This is a genomic window from Acetobacter oryzoeni (genome assembly GCF_004014775.2).
Lineage (GTDB): Bacteria > Pseudomonadota > Alphaproteobacteria > Acetobacterales > Acetobacteraceae > Acetobacter > Acetobacter oryzoeni.
Map to the genome: position 1 here is coordinate 2,478,949 of NZ_CP042808.1, position 21,052 is coordinate 2,500,000.

Annotated in this window: 18 protein-coding genes, 1 tRNA gene and 2 rRNA genes (1 of these 21 cut by a window edge); 13 read left to right on the forward strand and 8 right to left on the reverse strand. The window is 56.3% G+C overall.

The features are described from left to right. Positions 1–165: 165 nt before the first annotated feature. From EOV40_RS11580 to EOV40_RS11595, 4 genes are all read left to right on the forward strand, one after another. Entirely contained in the window at positions 166–669 is a 504-nt protein-coding gene (locus EOV40_RS11580) for a hypothetical protein (RefSeq protein ID WP_128106035.1), read from the forward strand. Further along, positions 666–1,073: a hypothetical protein gene (locus EOV40_RS11585; protein ID WP_128106036.1), complete on the forward strand. Its 408-nt coding sequence runs from the start codon at positions 666–668 to the stop codon at positions 1,071–1,073. Before EOV40_RS11580 ends, EOV40_RS11585 begins: the two co-directional genes overlap by 4 nt. 478 nt (positions 1,074–1,551) lie before the next feature. Further along, positions 1,552–6,423: an ATP-binding protein gene (locus EOV40_RS11590; protein WP_208729185.1), complete on the forward strand. Its 4,872-nt coding sequence runs from the start codon at positions 1,552–1,554 to the stop codon at positions 6,421–6,423. Further along, complete coding sequence (locus tag EOV40_RS11595; RefSeq protein ID WP_128106037.1) at positions 6,420–7,826, forward strand: hypothetical protein; 1,407 nt, start codon at positions 6,420–6,422, stop codon at positions 7,824–7,826. The genes EOV40_RS11590 and EOV40_RS11595 overlap by 4 nt, the downstream gene beginning before the upstream one ends. Before the next feature lie 255 nt (positions 7,827–8,081). Here EOV40_RS11595 and EOV40_RS11600 read toward each other — a convergent pair whose 3' ends face one another. After that, positions 8,082–8,327 carry a hypothetical protein gene (locus EOV40_RS11600; RefSeq protein ID WP_061498169.1) on the reverse strand — a complete coding sequence of 82 codons (246 nt, stop codon included), beginning with the start codon at positions 8,325–8,327 and terminating at the stop codon, positions 8,082–8,084. A 190-nt stretch (positions 8,328–8,517) separates the two neighbouring features. On the opposite strand from EOV40_RS11600, the gene EOV40_RS11605 reads away from it, so the two are divergent. From EOV40_RS11605 to EOV40_RS11625, 6 genes are all read left to right on the forward strand, one after another. Next, positions 8,518–9,156 carry a LexA family transcriptional regulator gene (locus EOV40_RS11605; protein ID WP_208729341.1) on the forward strand — a complete coding sequence of 213 codons (639 nt, stop codon included), beginning with the start codon at positions 8,518–8,520 and terminating at the stop codon, positions 9,154–9,156. A 237-nt stretch (positions 9,157–9,393) separates the two neighbouring features. Next, positions 9,394–9,564: a hypothetical protein gene (locus EOV40_RS15020; RefSeq protein WP_167506876.1), complete on the forward strand. Its 171-nt coding sequence runs from the start codon at positions 9,394–9,396 to the stop codon at positions 9,562–9,564. A 13-nt stretch (positions 9,565–9,577) separates the two neighbouring features. Continuing rightward, on the forward strand, positions 9,578–9,877 hold the full coding sequence (locus EOV40_RS11610; protein ID WP_128106039.1) for a hypothetical protein: 300 nt from the start codon (positions 9,578–9,580) through the stop codon (positions 9,875–9,877). Positions 9,878–10,014: 137 nt separating this feature from the next. Continuing rightward, complete coding sequence (locus tag EOV40_RS11615) at positions 10,015–10,413, forward strand: outer membrane protein assembly factor BamE (protein WP_128106040.1); 399 nt, start codon at positions 10,015–10,017, stop codon at positions 10,411–10,413. Positions 10,414–10,476: 63 nt separating this feature from the next. Further along, positions 10,477–10,992 (forward strand): hypothetical protein, encoded by a 516-nt coding sequence (locus tag EOV40_RS11620; RefSeq protein WP_128106041.1) that lies wholly within the window; start codon positions 10,477–10,479, stop codon positions 10,990–10,992. Between the two features lie 12 nt (positions 10,993–11,004). Then, complete coding sequence (locus EOV40_RS11625) at positions 11,005–11,553, forward strand: hypothetical protein (protein ID WP_128106042.1); 549 nt, start codon at positions 11,005–11,007, stop codon at positions 11,551–11,553. 41 nt (positions 11,554–11,594) lie between these two features. Here the strand turns inward: EOV40_RS11625 and EOV40_RS15025 are convergent, their stop codons facing one another. The 4 genes from EOV40_RS15025 to EOV40_RS11640 form a co-directional block, all read right to left on the reverse strand. Then, positions 11,595–11,762 (reverse strand): hypothetical protein, encoded by a 168-nt coding sequence (locus EOV40_RS15025; RefSeq protein ID WP_167506877.1) that lies wholly within the window; start codon positions 11,760–11,762, stop codon positions 11,595–11,597. A gap of 127 nt (positions 11,763–11,889) precedes the next feature. Continuing rightward, a complete protein-coding gene (locus tag EOV40_RS11630) occupies positions 11,890–12,681 on the reverse strand; it encodes a hypothetical protein (protein WP_244296924.1) in 792 nt (263 codons plus the stop codon). A 114-nt stretch (positions 12,682–12,795) separates the two neighbouring features. Then, positions 12,796–13,029, reverse strand: a complete 234-nt coding sequence (locus tag EOV40_RS11635) for a hypothetical protein (RefSeq protein WP_128106043.1) — start codon at positions 13,027–13,029, stop codon at positions 12,796–12,798. A 133-nt stretch (positions 13,030–13,162) separates the two neighbouring features. Further along, a complete protein-coding gene (locus tag EOV40_RS11640) occupies positions 13,163–13,930 on the reverse strand; it encodes a hypothetical protein (protein WP_128106044.1) in 768 nt (255 codons plus the stop codon). Between the two features lie 1,527 nt (positions 13,931–15,457). On the opposite strand from EOV40_RS11640, the gene EOV40_RS11650 reads away from it, so the two are divergent. The 3 genes from EOV40_RS11650 to EOV40_RS11660 all read left to right on the forward strand — a co-directional run bounded on the left by EOV40_RS11650 (position 15,458) and on the right by EOV40_RS11660 (position 19,108). After that, the gene (locus tag EOV40_RS11650; RefSeq protein ID WP_061498227.1) at positions 15,458–15,697 is read left to right on the forward strand and encodes a hypothetical protein; all 240 of its coding nucleotides are present in this window, start codon (positions 15,458–15,460) and stop codon (positions 15,695–15,697) included. Further along, entirely contained in the window at positions 15,663–17,045 is a 1,383-nt protein-coding gene (locus EOV40_RS11655) for a hypothetical protein (RefSeq protein WP_128106045.1), read from the forward strand. Before EOV40_RS11650 ends, EOV40_RS11655 begins: the two co-directional genes overlap by 35 nt. Before the next feature lie 395 nt (positions 17,046–17,440). Next, positions 17,441–19,108 carry a recombinase family protein gene (locus tag EOV40_RS11660; protein ID WP_128106258.1) on the forward strand — a complete coding sequence of 556 codons (1,668 nt, stop codon included), beginning with the start codon at positions 17,441–17,443 and terminating at the stop codon, positions 19,106–19,108. On the opposite strand, the gene EOV40_RS11665 is transcribed toward EOV40_RS11660, so the two are convergent. The 3 genes from EOV40_RS11665 to EOV40_RS11675 form a co-directional block, all read right to left on the reverse strand. Then, positions 19,065–19,141, reverse strand: a tRNA-Met gene (locus tag EOV40_RS11665). The two genes, EOV40_RS11660 and EOV40_RS11665, sit on opposite strands and share 44 nt — an antisense overlap. 55 nt (positions 19,142–19,196) lie before the next feature. Beyond that, positions 19,197–19,312 (reverse strand): 5S ribosomal RNA (rrf, locus tag EOV40_RS11670). A 106-nt stretch (positions 19,313–19,418) separates the two neighbouring features. Then, positions 19,419–21,052, reverse strand: a 23S ribosomal RNA gene (locus tag EOV40_RS11675) (it continues 1,104 nt past the right edge of the window).

Consider the following 21,052-nt stretch of genomic DNA (forward strand, 5'->3'; position numbering starts at 1 on the left):
CCTCCTAACAGAATATAGAGGGGCTCCTACTTGCATCCCGATAGCGGACTTAACTGTTTCGAAGCCTATCAGCTTCCCTGCGCAGAAAGTTGCCTTTGAAGAGTCATAATGTCGATCAAAGTCACTACTCCCCTTGATTAAATCCGCGGTTTTCCGTTCTATTGTGTGATGAATTCCCTTAAGAAATTTAATCGAACCATATCAATATACAGTCAGAACGGGTGCGATGCCGCCGCAGCGATTGCGGGCGCAATTGCCTGCGGTCAACCGGATTACGATGATGAAGCCCAGTGGTCTAAGCCTGAAAAGACTCGTCCTAAAAATCCCAACCAGTTGACGCTGTTGCAGCATGTTTTTCCGACCAAAAGCATCAGCAGGCTGACCAATACTCAAGGAACGGTGGACGTCTATGACATTTTACGTCGGCGCTCCCGCAGAGCCAAGCCAACAGACGGGATATTTTGTGCGAAAAGAGCGTGGGACCAGCGCTCAGAGTCCGGCTATATGCTTGAGATTGAAAATCAGTTTCAGGAAATTGCTGAAAAAACGATTGTTGAGCAATGTGGTATCGTCGACGTGGAACAAAGAAGACGCGTTAATCGCTTCTATGCACTCTGGTACATGCGGGCGAGGTATACCCATACATGCGGGCGAGGTATACCCAGTTGAAGGATCAAGAAACCCAGTTAGCCAGTAATACCGGCGACCGACTGACCTTAGAGCAGGAGGAAAATCTGGAACAAGATCATTATCTATTTATCAGAACTGGTGGCCGTATCCCAAGTCGTCAGCTTAATGGCATCTGGCTTCAATTTAAGATTGACGAATTGGCCCGCCAACTCGAAGAAACAGTGCGGTGGGGAGCGATACGCCCCCAGTCTGGAGAATTCATTACCCCGGATATCCCGAGGCGTCTACTCATCCCTCTGACAGCGTCACTGGCCTTGATTGGGAATGCGCCTGACGGAATTATCACTCGAGAGAACCTCGCGCAGGTTAATCATTTCACCGTGGACGGCTGTCGCACATATTATATGGCGAAAGATCTCACCAATTGTCCGTGCAGCGTCTAAACAGGATTTGATTGCCGATCAAGACCGACTGGTTGTGATGTGAACTAACATTCCCGGCACCACGTCGGAAGGGAGCAACAGGTCGGTAGCCGTCATGAGCATTAGCGTCACAATAGCGGCTTATCGTTTGCTCTAACCGATAGCTGACATGCCGCTCCCGCCCTCCATCCCGCCCATTGAATGCGCCCCATCAGGTTCCCCATAGCAGACATAATTGGTTCAAAGCCCTGAATCGTGTCGGTCTCAGAGCAATCTCCACCAGCGTCAGTTCACCACGGTTTTCTCCCACAGCAACACGTGATCTGAACTCACTCGAATATCGTTACCGCGTAACCTTGCCTGTAAAGTCCGTCTTCGCTCAGGTCGGATTTTAGCTTATCGCATTGTCTGAAAAACGGGAGCCATATCTGGTTGCCAAGAACGCAGCGAACGCCGATTATTGGTAATCTTCACTCAAGTTTCAAACTGAAAGCAAGCTTTGACCGACACGCCGCCCAACACTCTCCGAAATGATCGCATCGGCGGCGGCGGAGCCGCGACGAGTGCAGGCATTCGCTTTCAGCAACAGCTTGGGGCTCTGATCTCATCATGGATTCTGGCAGGCGACCGGTTCGACGAGAGCTTTCGGCTTGGCGCCGCGACCCCGGAGTGGGTCCGCTTCGAAACCGAAGCTCCAGTCGACGATCTGCTGGTTAAGACGAGTAATGGCGGGTTTGTCGCCATTCAGGCGAAGACGACAGCATCCCTGAGCGACGATGCCGGCTCGCCGCTCGGCAAGACAATCACCCAGTTCGTGCGGCACTGGCACGCGTCAAACCAGGGCGATGGTTCAATGGACTGGAACCGCCCCCTTGACCCCGCACGCGACCGCCTCGTTCTCGCCGTTGGCCCTCAGGCCTCGGCCCAAATCAGATATGACCTACCGGCGGCCCTACGCCTCGCCTCGCAGTCAGGCGGCGGTGCGCTGAATGACGCTCAGCAACGGGCCTATGAGGTGTTCGCTTCTCACGTCAAACGGGCCTGGGAAAGCATCACCAAGGACCCCTTCGATAGTGTCCTGCTCGCGGACCTATCCAAATTGGTTACGGTCTTTGAGTTCGACGGAGCACGTGGTCCGGCCTTGGCCGGGGGATCGCTTGTTAAGGCGTTCGGTCTAGACTTCGACGCTGGGGTCGCTTTCACAGTTTTGACCGATCTTAGCGGCCGGCTGATGAAGGAGCGTGGTGGGGGTGATTTGGTCACCTGGCGGAATCTCTTGGCCGGTAACGGCATCGCCCTTGGAGCAGCACCGGAATATCGCGACGACATCGAAGCTCTGAAGCGGCATTCCAAACGCATCTCCGAAGCGCTCGGCGCCTACGAGAAAATCGAGGTCGATAGCGGCGCGCCGCTCACCGTTCAACGCGACTGCCAATCTGCCGTCGAAGACGCTGTACGTAGCGGCCCTTTGCTCATCATCGGCGAACCCGGGACCGGCAAGAGCGGCGTAATGAACGCCCTAGCGAAGACCCTGAGCGCTTCCGGTGCCGACGTCTTGGAACTTGCCGTTGATCGGTACTCGGTCGAGAGCTTAGAAGGCCTTTCGCTTGAACTGGGTCTGAAGCGCCCGCTGTTGGAGGTGCTGGAAGCCTGGGACGGCTCCGAACCAGCCTATCTCGTTGTAGATGCCCTAGACGCGACCAGGGGCGGTCGCGGGGAAGGTGTCTTCCGATCACTCATCGAGCGGGTGCTAGAATTGAAGGGGCGTTGGAATGTAGTCGCCTCAATCCGCAACTTTGACCTGCGTATGGGACATCAGTTCCGCGCACTGTTCAAAGGGGCGCCGCCAGACCGTTTACTGGCGGACCCGACTTTTGCTGGCGTTCGGCACATTCAGGTGCCTTCTTGGTCGGCAGAGGAGTTCGACCAACTTCTCTGCCGGGCGCCTGCGCTGGCTGACTACCTCGCACAAGCGCCCACCCGCCTGCGCGACTTGGCCATGGTGCCGTTCAACACCCGCTTGCTCAGCGAGTTAATCACCGGCGGGGCAGTTGGAGGCCTCGGCCAAGTATCATCTCAAGCCGATCTGCTGCGCCTCTATTGGGAACATCGCGTCGACGGCCATGGGCTACCGGCCAGAACTAGCCTGAGCCGCGTGGTGCAGCTCATGATTAAGGCAAGAGCGCTTCGTGCTCCTGTGCTTCAAGCGGCGGGCAATGATCCAGCCATGATCGACATTCTCTGTAAGGAGGGTGTCCTCGTCGTTGTTGACGGCGACCGCTGGGTACAGTTCCGCCACCACCTGATCTTCGACTATGCCGCGGCGCAACTGGCGTTAGAGCCAAGCAACATCGTCAGTGGAGCCTATCGATTCAGCAAGGCCGAAGCCCTCGGCCTGATGCTCTCACCTGCGCTAGGGTTTGTGCTGCGGGAGATTTGGGAGACCGAGACCGACCATGCCAGGTTCTGGATCGCACTCGGTCGCCTGATCAATGACGAAGACGGCGACCCAATCATCCGCAGCACGGCAGGTCGACTGGGCGCCGAGTTTCCAACTGCTGCCGAGGACTGCCTTTGGCTATGCGATCTCGCGATCTCCGGCGACGCCACCGCCCCGAATACCCTGTCGCACGTCAGCGGCGCCCTGGTCGTGCGACTTGAGGACGAAAAGAACGTTCCCATCGAACCTTGGGTCTTCTTGGCCGCACGGATGGCGGAGAAGCCTGGGCCAGTCGCTGGAACGCTCCGCTTCCTGCTACACAATCTCATCGAACGCATTAAGGATGGTCCCCTCACTCCGATGCTTGGTGAAGCAGCCCGTGCGTTGCTGGCCCACGGCTTGGCTCAGCAGAACGTCGAGTTCATCGTTCGATCGGCGATCGGCTTCGTAATTGACACCTACGTAACTGACATTGCCGCGTCGCGGCTCCTGCTTGCAAAGCTTTTTACCCGTGAGCGGTTGAACCGGTTTGGCCACGAGGAGGTGCCGACGATCTGTTACAAGATCGCTGCCATCGGTGCGGCTGATCCCGAGTTCGTCACCGTTATCTACCGTGTCGTCTTCGACTACGAGGTGACTGAGGATCGGCAGACGCAGCTTGGCCAGAGCCGAATTCTCAACCTGACCTCTAACACTCGCCAGGACTACAACGGCGCGCGGTGGTCGCTCGGCGCATACCTGCCGCAATTCCTCGAATACCAACCACGTGCCGCTGTGAAAGCGGTCGTAGCCGCTCTCGATGGCTACCTTCGCCGCGTGCATCCCATTAGCGAGGGGGCTCTGGACGTTCAACTGGACATTAGCGGCCGCACGATCCGCCTGCGGGAAGATCACAGTTACATTTGGGCGCATAACCCGGACGATCAGTATGCCTCTGATGCGAAGAGCTTGGTGTTGAAATTGCGGACGCGGCTTCGCGACGCGTCAGAACCTGACGCCGCCATCCTGGCCGACCTTTTGATCAACGAATGTACATCGGCGATCTTCTGGTCCCGGCTCTTCCTATGCGCCGTAGAGCGTGGTGACAGCCTCATCGACCGCGTCTGGCCGTTCGCGGCAGCAGAGCCCTTCCTTGTCCTTCCCGACACCCGAAAGGACGCAATAGATGTCGTTGCAGCTGGTTTCAGACGACGGTCCCTAGATGAACAGGAGGCTTTTGAGCGCGCAGCCCTAAGCTTCAACTTCGAGCGTTTCACTTATCGCGACGACGCGCGTCGAGGCTTTTTGGAGCGCGTTTTCACCGCCATTGGCCGGGACAATTTGACGACCGATGAGGCTCGCGAGATCGTCGACGCCAAAGCGCAGGACGTTGCAGTCGACAACAAGCGCCTTTTCGTCATTCAATCCAGCGTGGTCGATGCCGACGACTTCCATTGGATGGAGAACGTTGATCGGGCAGCGCCAGAAAATGCTACAGTCATCGCCGCGATCAATGCTGCCAAGACCCAGTTGCGTCTGGAGCCCGGTTCTGACGAAATTCCTTCTGCCTCCTTAGCGGAGGCGCTCGCCCCTCTCGTCGCAATACAGTCAGCGCTGGCGGCTGACACGCCCAACGCGGATTTGCGGCAGTATGCTGAAGCGATCATCGGTCAGGGTTGTCATGTCATAGTGTCGCGCAAGCTGCTCGCTAGCGAGCCCGCACCAACCCCGGATCAGGACGCCCTGTTTCTTGATCTGTGGGGGATTGCCGCCCATTCTGCAAGTCCGGAATTCAACGACGCCACGGAAGAGCAGTTCGAGAAGTCTGCTGCCTGGGGCGGGCCGGCCGCACGGGTGGAAGCCGCCGAGGCCGCGTTCGATCTCGTCTATCAGCGCCCAGACCTCTACCATGTCATCTATCCTTTGGCGGAGCCTCTATTGACCGACCCACACCCCGCGGTTCGACTGAACGCTGCCGTGCGGATCAGGCGCATCTGGGATATCGACCGTGAGCACTTTTGGCAACTCATCGCACAAGTGTTGGAAAACGAACAAAATCTGACGGTCATCGAGCATGTGCTCGGCGACGTAGTCTCGCGATTGATTCATTCGGAGCCGGCGCGGACAGTGACGCTACTACTAGCGCTGCTGCATCGTGAGCCCGCCGGATCAGACCGGGCGCATCGCTTGTGCAAAGCCATTGCCGACAAACTGACCGTTCTTTGGGTCACCTATCAGTCTCAGGAAGCTAAGGTTGTTCTTGACAGCTGGCTTGCGACGCCGTGGGAGCACCCCGACGAAGTACGGACGATTCTGACGACTTTGCGCGGGGCGATCGTGGCCGGGATTGGCGACGAGACCGACAAAGACGCGGATCTTCGGCAGAGGTCCCAAGCGTTAGTGTCCACCATCGTAGATGCCGTGAACGCTAGGCTGGGGGTGCATATGTCCGCACCCAACCTAGATGACGGCCAGACAAAGGAGGCGCGTGAGTGCGCTCACCTGATTGATGTCGCCGGTAACACAATGTACCACGCGACCGACGCAGCAGCCAGCAAGCGAGATAACGACCCTGAGTACGGCCATGCTATCCTCAACGTGTTCTTCCGTGAGAATGCGGATCTCCTGAAGCACATCAGCACCTACGCGACGCCCCACACGACCTACCAACTTCTGCAACTCGTCGAGCGGCTGATGAATGTGGACCCCGCCGGCGCCTTCGATCTCGCGGTCAGTGCCCTGCGGGCTGGACGCCAGTCGGATTATCAAAACGAGTCTCTGGGCGTTGATCTGCTCGTCAATCTGGTCGGTGTCTTCCTCGCCGACCACAAGGAAATATTCGAGGACGCCGATCGTCGAGCCGCGCTTGTCGAGTGCCTAGAGATATTCCTTGAAGCGGGATGGCCGGCGGCGCGCCGTCTGCTCTACCGACTGCCCGAACTCATCCAGTGAACCGGGCCACGCTACTCAATCTGTTCAAGCAAGACCTCGGCGACCTACTGGAGGCGATCGAACACGCGTTGGCGAAGCCCAACCGCGATCCCTACGCCGAATTCAATCCCGAACGACGCCCGCATGAACATGATACGCGGCTGCTCTTCGTCGATGAGCTACTAAGCCATCTCGGCTGGAAGCGTGGGGCTGGCGGCAATGTATTGGAGGAGGCTCGCCTTCAAGGTGCCACTACGAAGTTCATGGACTACGTTGGCGTCGTTGATATAGCGGGCAAGCCGCTGCTGCTGGTCGAAGCAAAGGCCTGGGACAAACCCTTCGTTTCGGCGCGCGCGGGGGTTGCGTTCGCCACCGAAGCCGAACTAATCGTCGCCGCTATCCAACATATACGTGATGGAAAGTCGGAAGATACGTCCCCCGCGATCGCTGAATGGCATAAGTATCTTCATCAGGTCGAAGGCTATGTTCGCACCCTAAAGGAGCAATACGGGCACGACTTGCCACGGGCAATGATCGTCAGCGGCGAATGGCTGGTGGTGTTCAAGCGACCAACTCAGACCTTTCTCGGTGCGTTGGTTCCTGGCGATATTGCGGTCTACCGGCGGCAGGAGTTCGCGGCTCAGGCGGGGGAACTCTTTAAGCTTCTCCATCGCTCATCACTGACTCAAGACGCCCCTATCCCCTTACGCCCTGCACAGCTTAGGCAATTCTTAGAGCTGGCCGATGTCGCGGGCGCCTTTCGGGGTGTGCATGTTCATTACGATCACAAGGGGGGCAGCCGCCTATTCACGCCCCGCCCGCGCATTTCGATCTATCCAGCTATGTTCGTCGTTCGGAATGACGATGTCATCTACACGGTCATGGACAATGACACGCCCGTTAACCTGGATTACGAGCATGACAACGTGGGTGGTGAAACCTTAGCCCCGCACCTACACGCGATCGACGCACGCAGTACTGCGCTTCTTGCCGCTTGCGTCCAAGAACTTGGCGGCCCCCTTCCGAGCCCGCCTCTCGGAGCCTTTCCCGGCTTTCCCAGCGACATCATGACGAAGACGCTCGTCGGTAACCTCCCCGAGGCGAACCACTGGTTCGTCGCGACGGGTAATTCTTCCCATTTCCTGCTTGTCGAACCGCGAGTAGCGGATTGCCGCTTCCACACCTGGGCTCATTGTGGCGCAGACGCGATTGGGCAATCCGCTATCAGCGTTCGCTCAGTGGAGCAACGCGCTTTCTTCATCGACAGTCAGCAGCACCATTGCGCCAATCAGGTTGTTCAGGACCGCCGGACGAAAAAATGTCTGATTGCTCCGATTGATAGCCGAATTTGTTGCCAGGTTTGCGCTTTCCTCGATCATTGCTGGACGTCATATGAGAAGGCAAACTTGCCTTGCGGCGAATGATTTCCATGGTGGATTAGGTAAGATTCGAACACTTAAACTGAATCATCTGGCTGGCGCTCAGCGATTTTATGATGAATATCAGCCCTCAGAAAGTCATATGGGTTATTTGAATAATCGGAATGGGTGGAAGCCTTCGCGGGGGTTGTCCATGTGAATGTCCAGTTTTGCCGATCGTGCAACACAAAGCCGACCTTCCGTTTACCCCCCCCAAAGCGGCTGCCTTTCGGACAGTCCAGCAGAGACACTTCATGCCGCTCACAACCTCCCGATGTCCCGACAGATCTGCAACAACCCGGCCATCCTCTGCTGCAGCACGGCGCCGAGCACCATCACTCCCTCCAGCAGCCTCGCGCCCTCGCTGTCAGCCTTCAGGCTTTCCAGCCGCCCGCGCAGCAGGGCATGCTCGATCTCGATCAGACGCAGCACGTCGTGTAGCCCAGCATGGAGGTCCTCGAGACCGGGGGCGTGCGCGGGCGGAGGCAGGAGCGGATCTTCAGGCATGATAATCCCTTCGACAGAACGCCGTTTCTGTGCGAGGATCTGACCATGATGAGTGACGGGTCCCGCAACATTACGATTCACACAACTACGTTTTTCCGACTTACATATCAAGCGGGAATCCGTATAGCATCCTCATTTTGTGATGAGGACAGAACACGTGGCCCGCAAACGCAGACAGAAGCGCAAGCTCATGGATGAACAGATCCGCCTGATGCGCGAGCGTGGCGAGCGTCTGCGTGAAGCCGCCCAGAGCATCGGCATCACCCATGCTGCAAAGGCAGCCGGCGTCCCCTACACAACCCTGCGTGACTACATGAACGGCGGCGAGATGAAGTTCTCCGCCATTTCCTCACTGGCCCGCGTCTGTGGCGTCTCCCTGGACTGGCTGGCCTTTGGCAACGGCACAGGCCCCGGAACCGACAATCCGGACGGAACAGCCAGCACCACCCGGCAGATTGTCATCCCCTGGCACGACAATCACGAGGACGGCCTGCGGATCGGTCGTGACTGGCTGCAGAGCGCCATCCCCCGTGATCTCTCGGCCCTCTGCCTGATGACCAGCGAGGGCGATGCGATGGAGCCCACGCTGGCTTCGGGCGATCTGGTGATCGTCGACCGCAGCGTGACGACCGTCACGGCCAGCGCCCTCTATGCGCTGGAAAGCAGCGGCACGCTGATGATCCGCCGCCTCGATCCCCGTCTGGGCGGCGGCGTGCGGGTCATAGCCGACAACCATCGCTATCCGCCACAGGATATCGAAGAAAATAGACTGGACTGCTTCCGGCTTCTGGGTGAAGTTGTGTGGACCGGTGGCGTGCCCGGACCGTGAGGGTCTGGCTTTAAACGACCGGCGGAAAGCCAATTGTCATAAAATACGATATTTCGTATTGACTATGGGCGATATCTCGTAAATTATCCCTCCCATCAGGCACGTAGGGGCAGCGCTTTTCGCCCTTCTGCCATCGGGAGGTCATGATGGTGTCTCTGTCAGTTTTCGATCGCACACCCTGTCGGATCGCGTCGTTCAGCGTGCTTCCTGTCCGTTATGGCGCAGGAGCATCCTGACATGCTGCTTCTGACAGTCCTTATCGTCGTGGTCGTGGTGGGTGGGATCATCCTGCTGGTGTGCCTGAATAAATTCGGCGACTGGCTCATGACGACTGATGTCCTCTCTCCGAGCCTCATCATGCTCTGCACCTATCTGGCGTGCATGTTTCTGTTCCACCGTCATGACTGACCGGGAGAGCACGATGCCCCTCAATGATACCATTCTGCAGGCCGGTGAGAACGGCGTCGACAAAAAGGCTGCCCGCCTTGCCGCCTATGAAGAAGAATATGGCGCGGAAGAAGCGGCAAACCGCAAGGAACTTCGTGACATGACGTTGTTCTGTGCCTGTGTCTGCGTCATCTGCGGGATCGTCATATCGATCCCCTTTCATCCGGTCATCGTGTTCTGTTTCGGGCTTGCCGCGTGGGTCTATCCCCGCAGGCCGATGCTGGAAAAATGCAGGACCGCAGAAGAACGGCGGAAGTTCTACGGGCTCGACTGAACAGACCCGGTTCAGAAACCACTTTTACTGACGAAATCAAATAAATCTGTCTGAATACAATCGGAAAGACAGAAGAATATCCGACTGTCTCCAATAGCTGATCTTTCCATCATCTCACAAAAAAGGAAAATACCTCCATGTCCTCACGCTCGCTCAAAATGCTCGGCGGTGCTGTTTCCCTGACAGCCATGATCCTGCTGTCCGGCTGCGCCACGGAAGGCAACGAAAGCCTCAAGAACGAAACAGTGACCTCCATCGACCAGAAAATTCAGGATGGCGTCACGACAAAAGCCCAGATCCGGGCCCTGTTCGGCGATCCCCGTGAAAGCTCATTTACCGACAGCGGCCATGAACAATGGCGTTATTCCTTCACCAATGCCTCATCGGACGCGGCGAACTTCATTCCGCTGTATGGCGATCTCCATCAGGGCACACACGGCACCGAGAAAACCCTGACCGTTCTCTTTAACGGTGACGTCGTCTGGCATCACACGATGAATGCCTCGGCGGTCAAAACCGGAAGCGGCGTCTTCTGAGCTCTCATCCGGCATCCCTGATGCCGGGTGACATCTGCTTCCTCCATGAAACGGACTGCCTTCATGAAACCTTTCCTGTCCCTATCCCTGTTCTCCGCCCTGTCACTGCTCACTGTTTCTGCTCACGCTCAGGCGGCCAGTCAGAGCGACAGGCAGATGATTGCGCACGCCCACTGGCTCAACGCGGAACAGGCCCGACCAGCCACAGCCTCGGATGCCGCCATCCTGAAGGCCGTGCCTGACCTCACGAAAACAACTGGACAGTATCACGATCTGTGCGGAACACGCGTGACACCCAGAATCCTGCTTCTTGATGTCGGCGGTGACCTTGGGACCCTCACTGCAGTCATCGAAGAGGACCCTGCCTGCTTCGGGGGTGATGGCGCCCGCTACACCCTTCTCGACAGAACGCGTCATGTCGTCTGGCAGAACTCCGCCGCCGCCATTGCCATTCTGGAAAGCCGTCATAACGGGATTCACGATCTGAGTTTCGGTGGACCAGGTCCAAAGACGCCTGTCTGGAGCTGGTCGCCATCCAGACACGCCTATCAGTTACACGTCGTCATCGACACAGAATAAAAAGAACCCGCCATGAACAGGAATGACATCGATTTTGAAGGGATCAAGGCCCGGTTGGGTCTGTTCTGGGAGACCCCCGCTGAACTTGTTCTGGCTGCGCTGGGCAGCACCGTTCTGGCGGGGTTTCTGTCCTGCGCTTACCGCCATGTCGAACGCGGCATGAATTCGGTTCAGCACGCCGGCTTCAGCGGGTTTCATATTCTGGGCATCACACTCTGGCTGACCATCGCCTGTTTTGGCGCATCGTGGCTGAGCCGGAAACGTGCCTCCTTCAATGTCCCCCGCCTTTACTGTGATCGTGCGTCATGGGGCATGGCGCTGTTCTGTCTCGTCAAAATCTACGTTTTTCTGCAATCATCGCAGACAGAAACAAGCAGCTTTCTTTTTGCGTTCTCGACCTTCCATCTCTATTTCACGCCCGGTTCGGGCATTCTGTTTCTCCTTGCTGCTCCCGTCCTGCTGTGGCGTGCAACCCGGATCGAAAAGGCACAGGAGGCTGACAAACAGCCCGACGAGAGAGAGCCTGAACTGCTGCCGCCATATGATGACAAAAACGACTGAGCGGAAACCAGCCTCCCGTTGAGGAGGCTGGTCCGATCCGTTCATTCAACTGCGCGTCTGTTTTCCAGAAGGCGCAGAATACTGATGACGCCATTCAGTTCCGGCACGTCTTCCCCCAGCCTGTCGCGATAGGCCACAAGCAACGGAAGAATGACGGAAGAGACGATGTTTTCGAAATCCTCATGATCGATACTATTCGGGCGCGCCATAAGAGTTATCCCTTGTTTATGGCTTGACACCAGGGTTCCTCATCAGGGACTGTTGACTTACAATCCTTAAAGAATCTCCCTGGGAATGAAGGGACATCCCCTCATCGCCAGCGACCTGAAGTACCACTTAGTTCTTTCTGACTCTGTACTCGCGCGTGCGCCCACGCAGGGGTAGTTGCCGCCCCTGTTCAGCACCGCGCTCTGATAGTCTCCTGCCTGATGTGCGACGTCCCTCCCTGCCATAAGCAAGCTGCGCGACAGCCGCTTGGATGGCTTCTGAACAAATTGCCTCCAACCAGTCCGGGTGCGCCATCATGTCGAGCCAGATCACGCGCAGGAGCGGACGGCCCGGCTGACTGAACCAGTCCTGCTTCGCCGCCAGACGGTCCAGAGAGGCTTCCTCGACGTCCGCCCGGCAGATCCGGTCGGAGCCCAGCATGCCCATCACCTCGATGCAGAGCAGAGGGGTCTCCTCATCCGGTGCGCAGAGACCGAAATCGCTGCGCAGATACCGCCCGTCTTCCAGCCAGGGATGGCAGCACAGCTCCAGTTCATCGGGCACCATCTGCACGAGGGTCTCCCAGACGATGCGCTCGGGCGCAGAGTCCAGTGTCGTGCCATCGGACGCCTGCTGTCCCGATCGTGGCAGATCCGGATAACGCAGGGCGAGTGCCTCCAGCATCCGCCGCCAGTCACCGAGGCTTTCGCCCAGTTGGTCCAGATGCCGGGCCTCGGGGCCGCAATACCGCATCATGTTCGAGACCGGCGGTGCGCCCAGCCGTTCGGTGAGTGCTGCCATGAACTGCAGATCCTCGTCTGTCGCATCCCACGGCGAGAGACGACGGGGCTGGCGAAGACGGCGGATGGAATAAGACGAGGCGGATCGGCCTGTCTGATGGCGTGTGGTCTGGTAACGCATGATGAAAATCCTGAGCAGAACCATCGGACAGAACGGTTCCTGTCCGATGGCAGAGTGATGATTTAGGTTTGAGGGTGATGGTCTGACGACCAGAAAGATGCAGATATCCGGCACTCACGCCGAAGCGGGACTGTCCATGATCTCCTGAAGCGTCTCGCCAAAATCTTCGAGGAGATCACCGAGCAGCAGCACATGGCCTTCCAGCGGGCGGCCAAAGGGCAGCATGTCGTCTGGACCGTCATCGTGGGCAACACACAGGGCGGGCAGCAGCACGTCGTGCATCTGCAGCCAGACATCGATCAGCCGGTCGAGGCCAGTGCGGGGCAGAGAGAAATGTTCGGCAGACATAAGAAATGATCCTTGTTCCTGCCTGCCCTGCAGACGCAGGTCGACACCGGCACGCTCCTGAAGCGTCCGGTGACCGAAAAGCCCTGGGGCAGGCCATGAAAAAAACAGCTGTCGCGATAGAGAGAAAAAGCGTTCAATAGTCCCGAAAGGACAGATCGAACGGCAGCAGATCATCCTCTTCAGGACATTCGAGCACACCGAGATGTTCCAGCCCGGCCTGCAGGCTGTAGCCGGGCGCGCACTCCGTGCTGAACCAGCGCGGGTCCACAGCCAGACCGTTGATGACGGGGGCAGCCTCCACCGCTGTGGAGGCCGACAGGCAGATCAGGTTCGACGGATTGATCTGCCGGCTCAGCGCGTCGAACAGCATCAGATCCCTTTGCGGATCCGTCAGTCCCAGCAGGTCTTCAGGTGCGAGACCCGCCAGCCGCCCGCTGGAGGCGGCGTGCACGATCAGACTCATCGGGGTATGGAACATCAGATGCGGCCAGAGCTCCCGGGCCGCGCGATGCAGGCACAGGCCCGGCAGGGCCAGTGCGGGGTCGTCATCCGCGAGGAAGCGCCGCAGAAAATGGTAGTTGAAGACGGCGATGGCGTTTGGTACGTCCATGCCCTCTTCGGCAAAGACCAGCGGTTCATCGAAGCACAGCCGCCCGCTGGCGTCATGATGCAGTTCCATCGTGCGGACATAATCCCACACCGTCGAAACGGTGAGCGGGGTCCAGAGGATATTCTGCACCACGACCACAAAGCGGCTGCCCTCGGTAAAGCAGGCCATAGGTCTGGCCGGCCACCAGCTGAGCAGACGCAGACGAAGGGACGCGAGTTGCCCCACGCCGTCAGAGCGCAATGCACCCACCGGCGAGGCGGGAGCGAAAAAGGAAGACGAAATTCGTGTCATGAAACATGTCCTGAAAGGCGAGGAAGGACACGGCGGGAGCACACAGGCCCACACCACGTCCTTCTCTCTGGGAACGAAGGGACAAGTCCCTTCATCGACAGCCCTCAGAACCGAGGATGTCGCCCTGTCCGACCGTCTTCTCCCTGACCTCGTCTTCCGGTTTCCCGGATGCAGACTTTGGCAGGGCCAAAGTCGCGCCGTCAGGCGCGCATCCGGCGACGTCCGAAGGACCACACGAAAAATGGCAGATAACCGTCGTTTTTCTGCGTTTTGCGTGCGCCCTGCGCACCAAAATGCGGTATCGTGCCTTAAATCCCTTGCGGGGATATATTTGATCCGTTTTGAAGTTTTTGTGGTGCATGTGTTCGTCGAACATGCCGCAAACAGGTCTTAGAAACGGTCTGTAGGCCGGTCTGGCAGGAATCCGGCGGTCTTTATGCGGGCAAGTTTTCAGACCGGCTTGTGCGGCCATTTTCGATGGTTTTCTGGCGGCAATGGCCGTGGTTTTTGTGCGGTTTGGTAACGATCGTGACGGGGCGTTAGGTTTTCTGCGATTTCTGGCTTGCTTGGTGGGATATGTGATTCATGCACCCTATGAAGACCGCCATTTTTCGCGAATACAGTATGCTGCGAAGACCCTTTTTTTGAGTGTCATAGTTCAGAAAACGGCAGTTTTCTGCCAATCTGGTCTCTGGTGCAGATTGGAATGTGATTCATGCACCCTATGAAGACCGCCATTTTTCGCGAATACAGTATGCTGCGAAGACCCTTTTTTCAGGGGTCATAGTTCAGAAAACGGCAGTTTTCTGCCAATCTGGTCTCTGGTGCAGATTGGAATGTGATTCATGCACCCTATGAAGACCGCCATTTTTCGCGAATACAGTATGCTGCGAAGACCCTTTTTTTGAGTGTCATAGTTCAGAAAACGGCAGTTTTCTGCCAATCTGGTCTCTGGTGCAGATCGGGATGTGATTCATGCACCCTATGAAGACCGCCATTTTTCGCGAATACAGTATGCTGCGAAGACCCTTTTTTCAGGGGTCATAGTTCAGAAAACGGCAGTTTTCTGCCAATCTGGTCTCTGGTGCAGATTGGAATGTGATTCATGCACCCTATGAAGACCGCCATTTTTCGCGAATACAGTATGCTGTGAAGACCCTTTTTTCAGGTGTCATGGTTCAGAAAACGGGAGTTTTCTGCCAATCTGGCCTCTGGTGCAGATTGGAATGTGATTCGTGCATACTATGAAGACCGCCATTTTCGGCGAATACGGTATGCTGGGAAGACCCTTTTTTCAGGTGTCATGGTTCAGAAAACGGGAGTTTTCTGCCAATCTGGCCTCTGGTGCAGATTGGAATGTGATTCGTGCATACTATGAAGACCGCCATTTTCGGCGAATACGGTATGCTGGGAAGACCCTTTTTTCAGCAGGCTGATTCGCTGGAAGCGGCAGTTTTCTGCCAATGTGGGGATGATGGCAGATGAGAAGACAGTTTGATTATGGCTATTTTCTGCGGAAAATAGCGAATGTCAGCGCGTCAGAAGCCGTATTTTCCGGTATTCGTATTTGCCTCGGTGTTTTCGAATATTGTTGTTTTTAATTGGTTTTTTAAAGTGCAGATGATGTTCGTTTATGAGACATTTTTCGATCACATCAGAACAGAAGCTCAGGCTGTGACGAGCCTGATGGACTATGCGTATCTGAACCACCCCCTCAGAAAAGGCGGAAGAGATGGCCAGAAAGGAAAGTATTGGACCTGTCTATAAAAGAATTATCTTACCCTCAAGATATCCTTTTTTACGTCTTAATCTTAAATTACAGGCAACTCTTCTTGCAACGGAACGACTGCGACGTCTGGAACTCTTCAAAAAACAAAAATTAAGCGCTGAAAAATGTTATTCCAATCATGAAGCGCAATACAAATGCAGTTACGATTACATCAATCTTCACCTCATGCATGAGGCCTGTTCTCAAAGACATTATAGGTCTGCTCTCAGAAGTTCAGGACAGTGTTTTCTCGACTTCATCGACGCCTTTGACTTCGAAACGTCCAAAGATCTTGAACAGCAGCTCGACCAGGAGTGGCCCACATGTCTGCTCCCAAACCAGGTCGCACAGGAGAAATTAGAGGCTATTTTTCGATATCGGAATGAAAGACACTTCTGGGCTTCCCAGATGAGAACAGTTCGCCTTGAAAGAAAACTGAGCCATCCGGATCCTGCTTACCCATTCCGCGACTATGTCACCATGCGAGCAAGCCTCATTGAAGACGGACGGGCCATCATTGGGCTTGCCATGCAGATTGCGCTACGACAAAGCCTGCACCACACGGATATTCCCCTCTCGTGGGAACGCCTTGCTCATGTTTTTGGTTATGCCGCAGGAGAAATCTCCCGAGGGCGCGATCCAGCGGATTACCTGATCGACGCGAGCGCTCCCCTCTTATGGAAACGCGGGTTTACGGTCCCACGCACACCATCTGAAAAGCAGGTCAGTTATAGCACCGGCCGCACCCAGTTCATGGCACTCAAGGAATATTTTCTCCCGGTTGCGCCTATTCTGGGCGCCATGAGTGTCATCTCCAGCCATCCGTACATCCCCCAAACCCCCCTCGACAGTCGATGGCCGTCATATCAATCGGGACCAGACGGCCTTTTGAGAGGATACCGCGCTGGCGTCAGTTTTATGGACGACCCCGACGATGAACTCTTAACAAAAGCCACGATCATCTACGCTCTGCGCTTTCAGCAGCTTTTAACGCGCAAAGGGACGCACGAACGCTCTAAACCACTGCTTCCCCCACAGCAGATCGTTACACTCGAGAGCGACTTGTATCCTGCCGAGATCGAAGACATGCATCGTATCGTTTCCCGAGCGGACGGGCAGGTGTTCCTTCAGGAACCATTGCTTGGGAAAGACTACAAAGCACAAGGTCTTTACGCACAGGAACTCCTGCATCAGGTGGGCACAAAAAACTGCGCGTCAATGCTTCCAAAACAGTCTTTGGAAGAGCCGCTTCAAACGTCATATCCAGCCATGATCCTTCCTCCTCTGCCGCGCGCAATTGTTGACGCTCTGCGGAGCTACAAAGATGTGAATCAGAAGCCACAATAAGCGATCTGTCAGAATCCGCGAAAATGCGGATTCCATTTCATTTATCAGGCCTGCGCAGAGTGCCCTCTGACAACGAGGGGGTGTTATGCAAAGTCACAGCAGAGATTTTTCTTACATCATCGCACTCAAAAAGTGCGCGATTTATGCCAGCTTCAATGCAACGATCTGCACAAACGACTCTTGCAGAAGTGCTTCTGGTGATTCACCATGAACCCGAAGCATCCCGCTGCCAGCCCTGCCGCTCCAGACAGAAACAGTCCTTCATGTTCAGAGAGCCACCTGCGAACGGTTGTGCGCCTTCTTGCGCGCAGTGCCGCGCAAGAGTGGTTTGAAGCAGATCAGTTGCGTCAGCAGAGCACCCAGCAGAACGTTACAGCATCAGGAGACAGACCGCCATGAGAGTTGTCCTTTACGCCCGCTACTCTTCTGACACTCAGCGTGATGCGTCCATTGAGGATCAACTCCGGATTTGCCGCACGTACGCAGAACAACAGGGATGGACGATCGTCGACAGCTATTCCGACCGGGCAATTTCGGGGGCGTCCTTGATCCGTCCGGGTATCCAGGACCTCATCACCGATGCCACCGCTGGCCGCTTCGAGATCCTCCTGACCGAAGCCATGGACCGTCTGTCCCGCGATCAGGAAGATATTGCCGGCCTGTTCAAGCGCATGACCTTCGCGGGGGTAAAGATCGTCACGCTCTCGGAAGGCGGCGAGATCACCCCCCTTCACATCGGCCTCACTGGCACGATGAATGCACTCTACCTCAAGGAACTGGCCAACAAAACCAGACGCGGCCTGCGCGGTCGTGTCGAACAGGGGAAGTCCGGCGGTGGCCTGTGCTATGGTTACGATGTTGTCCGGCAACGCGATACCCGTGGCGAGGCGATCTGTGGCGAACGCGCGATCAATGGCGAACAGGCCAATATCGTCCGACGGATCTTTCGGGACTATGCTGACGGCAAATCCCCTAAAGCCATTGCCCTGTCTCTGAATGCCGAAGGCCATCACGGCCCCCTGTCCGGGGCCTGGAGTCCGTCAACGATCAATGGCAATCGCGAACGCGGCACGGGTATTCTTAACAACGAACTCTATATTGGGCGCCTCGTGTGGAACCGCCTGCGCTATATCAAGAACCCCAACACCGGCAAACGCGTCTCGCGCCTCAACCCTGAATCCGAATGGACTCTTCACGACGTTCCTGAACTGCGGATTATCGAGCAGGATCTCTGGGATGCGGTCAAAGCCCGTCAAAGCAAGACGACCTGGTCTCAGAAATCCCGCGGCACTGGCGTTCATCCGCTCAACGCCCTGCAGCGTCCGACCCATCTTTTGACAGGCCTCATCAAATGCGGCTGTTGCGGCGGTGGCTTCTCGATGATCTCGAAACATCACCTCGGCTGCTCAACAGCCCGCAACAAGGGCACCTGTGAGAACCGCCTGACAATCCGGCGGGACGTTCTGGAAAAATCCGTGCTCAACGGTTTGCAAACGCAAATGATGGATCCGGCGCTTTTCAAGGAATTCTGTGACGAGTTCACGCGCGAGATAAACCGTTTGCGGATGGAGAAAGGCGCGGACCTGGCTACCCTGAAATCCGAACTTCCCAAAATCGAGCGCGAATTGGACAAGGCCGTTCAGGCGATCCTGGATGGCTTTGCCAGTTCTGCTCTCAAGACACGCATGGAGCAACTTGAAGCCCGCAAGGCCGAGATCGAAGCACGGCTGGCCGAGGCCCCTTCCCCGCCTCCACTCCTTCATCCGAACATGGCGGAACTTTACCGCCAGAAGATTGCGATGCTCCAAGACAGCCTGCAGAACGAAGCCACCGGGATGCGGGCTAAGGAAGCCATTCGCTCTCTGATCACGCGGATCCGCCTTATTCCGGAGAATGGTACGCTTGGGATTTTCCTTGAAGGGGATTTAGCTGCAATGCTGGGATTTGCCACGAACAAAAAGAACGCCACGCATCACCCTGATGCTGGCGTTCTTAATAAGTTCTTGGTGCAGGATTCAATGGTTGCGGGGGCAGGATTTGAACCTGCGGCCTTCAGGTTATGAGCCTGACGAGCTACCGGGCTGCTCCACCCCGCGGTTGAAGATGTGTTGAAATTTGTAGGGGTAAGATTTGTGTAGGGTGGATTGGAAGACCTGGCGGCGACCGACTTTCCCGTGGCTTAAGCCACAGTATCATAGGCGCTGGGGGTTTTCACGGCCGAGTTCGGGATGGGATCGGGTGGATCTCTCCCCGCCATGGCCACCAGGTCATCCAGTCCACCCTGTAAGGGGTGTGGAGGACGGTTGGTTATGAAGAAGTAGGCGTTATATGGATGATTTCTGTGCACGGGCTGTCCTTTTAAGGGGACAGTAAGAGAGTGAGCCTATTGGGTGATTAGGACCAGTTAGCTGCACGTGTTACCACGCTTTCACACCTGGCCTATTAACGTGGTGGTCTACCACGACCCTCAGGGAGACCTAGTTTTGAGGTGGGTTTCCCGCTTAGATGCTTTCAGCGGTTATCCCTTCCATACTTAGCTACCCGGCGGTGCCGCTGGCGCGACAACCGGTGCACCAGAGGTATGTTCATCCCGGTCCTCTCGTACTAGGGACAAATCCTCTCAAGTCTCCAACATCCACGGCAGATAGGGACCGAACTGTCTCACGACGTTCTAAACCCAGCTCACGTACCACTTTAATCGGCGAACAGCCGAACCCTTGGGACCTGCTCCAGCCCCAGGATGTGATGAGCCGACATCGAGGTGCCAAACCTCCCCGTCGATGTGGACTCTTGGGGAGATCAGCCTGTTATCCCTAGAGTACCTTTTATCCGTTGAGCGATGGCCCTTCCACGCGGGACCACCGGATCACTATGGCCGACTTTCGTCTCTGCTCGAGCTGTCACTCTCGCAGTCAGGCGGGCTTATGCCATTGCACTCAACAGCCGGTTTCCGACCGGCCTGAGCCCACCATCGCGCGCCTCCGTTACACTTTGGGAGGCGACCGCCCCAGTCAAACTGCCCACCATACAGGGTCCCGGATCAGGCTAACTGACCACGGTTAGACATCAGAAAAATTCAGGGTGGTATTTCAAGGATGGCTCCACAGGAACTGGCGCCCCTGCTTCAAAGCCTCCCACCTATCCTACACAGAATGTCTCTGATGCCACTGTAAAGCTGCAGTAAAGGTTCATAGGGTCTTTCCGTCTGACCGCGGATACCCCGCATCTTCACGGGGAATTCAATTTCGCTGAGCCGATGCTGGAGACAGCGGGGAAGTCGTTACGCCATTCGTGCAGGTCGGAACTTACCCGACAAGGAATTTCGCTACCTTAGGACCGTTATAGTTACGGCCGCCGTTTACCGGGGCTTCAATTCAGCGCTCTCACACCTCCTCTTAACCTTCCGGCACCGGGCAGGCGTCAGACCCTATACGTCGTCTTTCGACTTCGCAGAGTCCTGTGTTTTTAATAAACAGTCGCTACCCCCTGGTCTGTGCCACCCGCCAATGGTTGCCCACCAACGGGTCTCGCTTATCCCGAAGTTACACGAGCAATTTGCCTAGTTCCTTCAGCATCGTTCTCTCAAGCGCCTTGGTATTCTCTACCAGTCCACCTGTGTCGGTTTCGGGTACGGTCTATACGCCAGAGCTATTTCCTGGAATGCTCCAAAAGCCAGGTCAATCCGTTAAGACCTGACAACATATCGCATTCGTCACTTCTGGCAGGTACAGGAATATTCACCTGTTTCCCATCGACTACGGCTCTCGCCCTCGCCTTAGGGGCCGACTAACCCTGCGTGGATTAACCTTGCGCAGGAACCCTTGGACTTTCGGCGACAGTGTTTCTCGCACTGTTTGTCGCTACTCATGTCAGCATTCGCACTTCCGATATCTCCAGAGAGGGTCACCCCATCTCCTTCACAGACTTACGGAACGCTCCGCTACCGCGCATATCATAGATATGCACCCACAGCTTCGGCACGTGGCTTGAGCCCCGTTACATTTTCG

Bases quoted from the DNA above. Each gene is read 5' to 3' on its own strand.
- EOV40_RS11625 (WP_128106042.1), top strand. From the start codon at position 11,005: ATGAACAGGAATGACATCGATTTTGAAGGGATCAAGGCCCGGTTGGGT.
- EOV40_RS15025 (WP_167506877.1), bottom strand. From the start codon at position 11,762: ATGGCGCGCCCGAATAGTATCGATCATGAGGATTTCGAAAACATCGTC.
- EOV40_RS11630 (WP_244296924.1), bottom strand. From the start codon at position 12,681: ATGCGTTACCAGACCACACGCCATCAGACAGGCCGATCCGCCTCGTCT.
- EOV40_RS11605 (WP_208729341.1), top strand. From the start codon at position 8,518: ATGGATGAACAGATCCGCCTGATGCGCGAGCGTGGCGAGCGTCTGCGT.
- EOV40_RS11600 (WP_061498169.1), bottom strand. From the start codon at position 8,327: ATGCCTGAAGATCCGCTCCTGCCTCCGCCCGCGCACGCCCCCGGTCTC.
- EOV40_RS11660 (WP_128106258.1), top strand. From the start codon at position 17,441: ATGAGAGTTGTCCTTTACGCCCGCTACTCTTCTGACACTCAGCGTGAT.
- EOV40_RS11650 (WP_061498227.1), top strand. From the start codon at position 15,458: ATGTCAGCGCGTCAGAAGCCGTATTTTCCGGTATTCGTATTTGCCTCG.
- EOV40_RS11610 (WP_128106039.1), top strand. From the start codon at position 9,578: ATGCCCCTCAATGATACCATTCTGCAGGCCGGTGAGAACGGCGTCGAC.
- EOV40_RS11635 (WP_128106043.1), bottom strand. From the start codon at position 13,029: ATGTCTGCCGAACATTTCTCTCTGCCCCGCACTGGCCTCGACCGGCTG.
- EOV40_RS11640 (WP_128106044.1), bottom strand. From the start codon at position 13,930: ATGACACGAATTTCGTCTTCCTTTTTCGCTCCCGCCTCGCCGGTGGGT.
- EOV40_RS11655 (WP_128106045.1), top strand. From the start codon at position 15,663: ATGGCCAGAAAGGAAAGTATTGGACCTGTCTATAAAAGAATTATCTTA.
- EOV40_RS11615 (WP_128106040.1), top strand. From the start codon at position 10,015: ATGTCCTCACGCTCGCTCAAAATGCTCGGCGGTGCTGTTTCCCTGACA.
- EOV40_RS11620 (WP_128106041.1), top strand. From the start codon at position 10,477: ATGAAACCTTTCCTGTCCCTATCCCTGTTCTCCGCCCTGTCACTGCTC.
- EOV40_RS15020 (WP_167506876.1), top strand. From the start codon at position 9,394: ATGCTGCTTCTGACAGTCCTTATCGTCGTGGTCGTGGTGGGTGGGATC.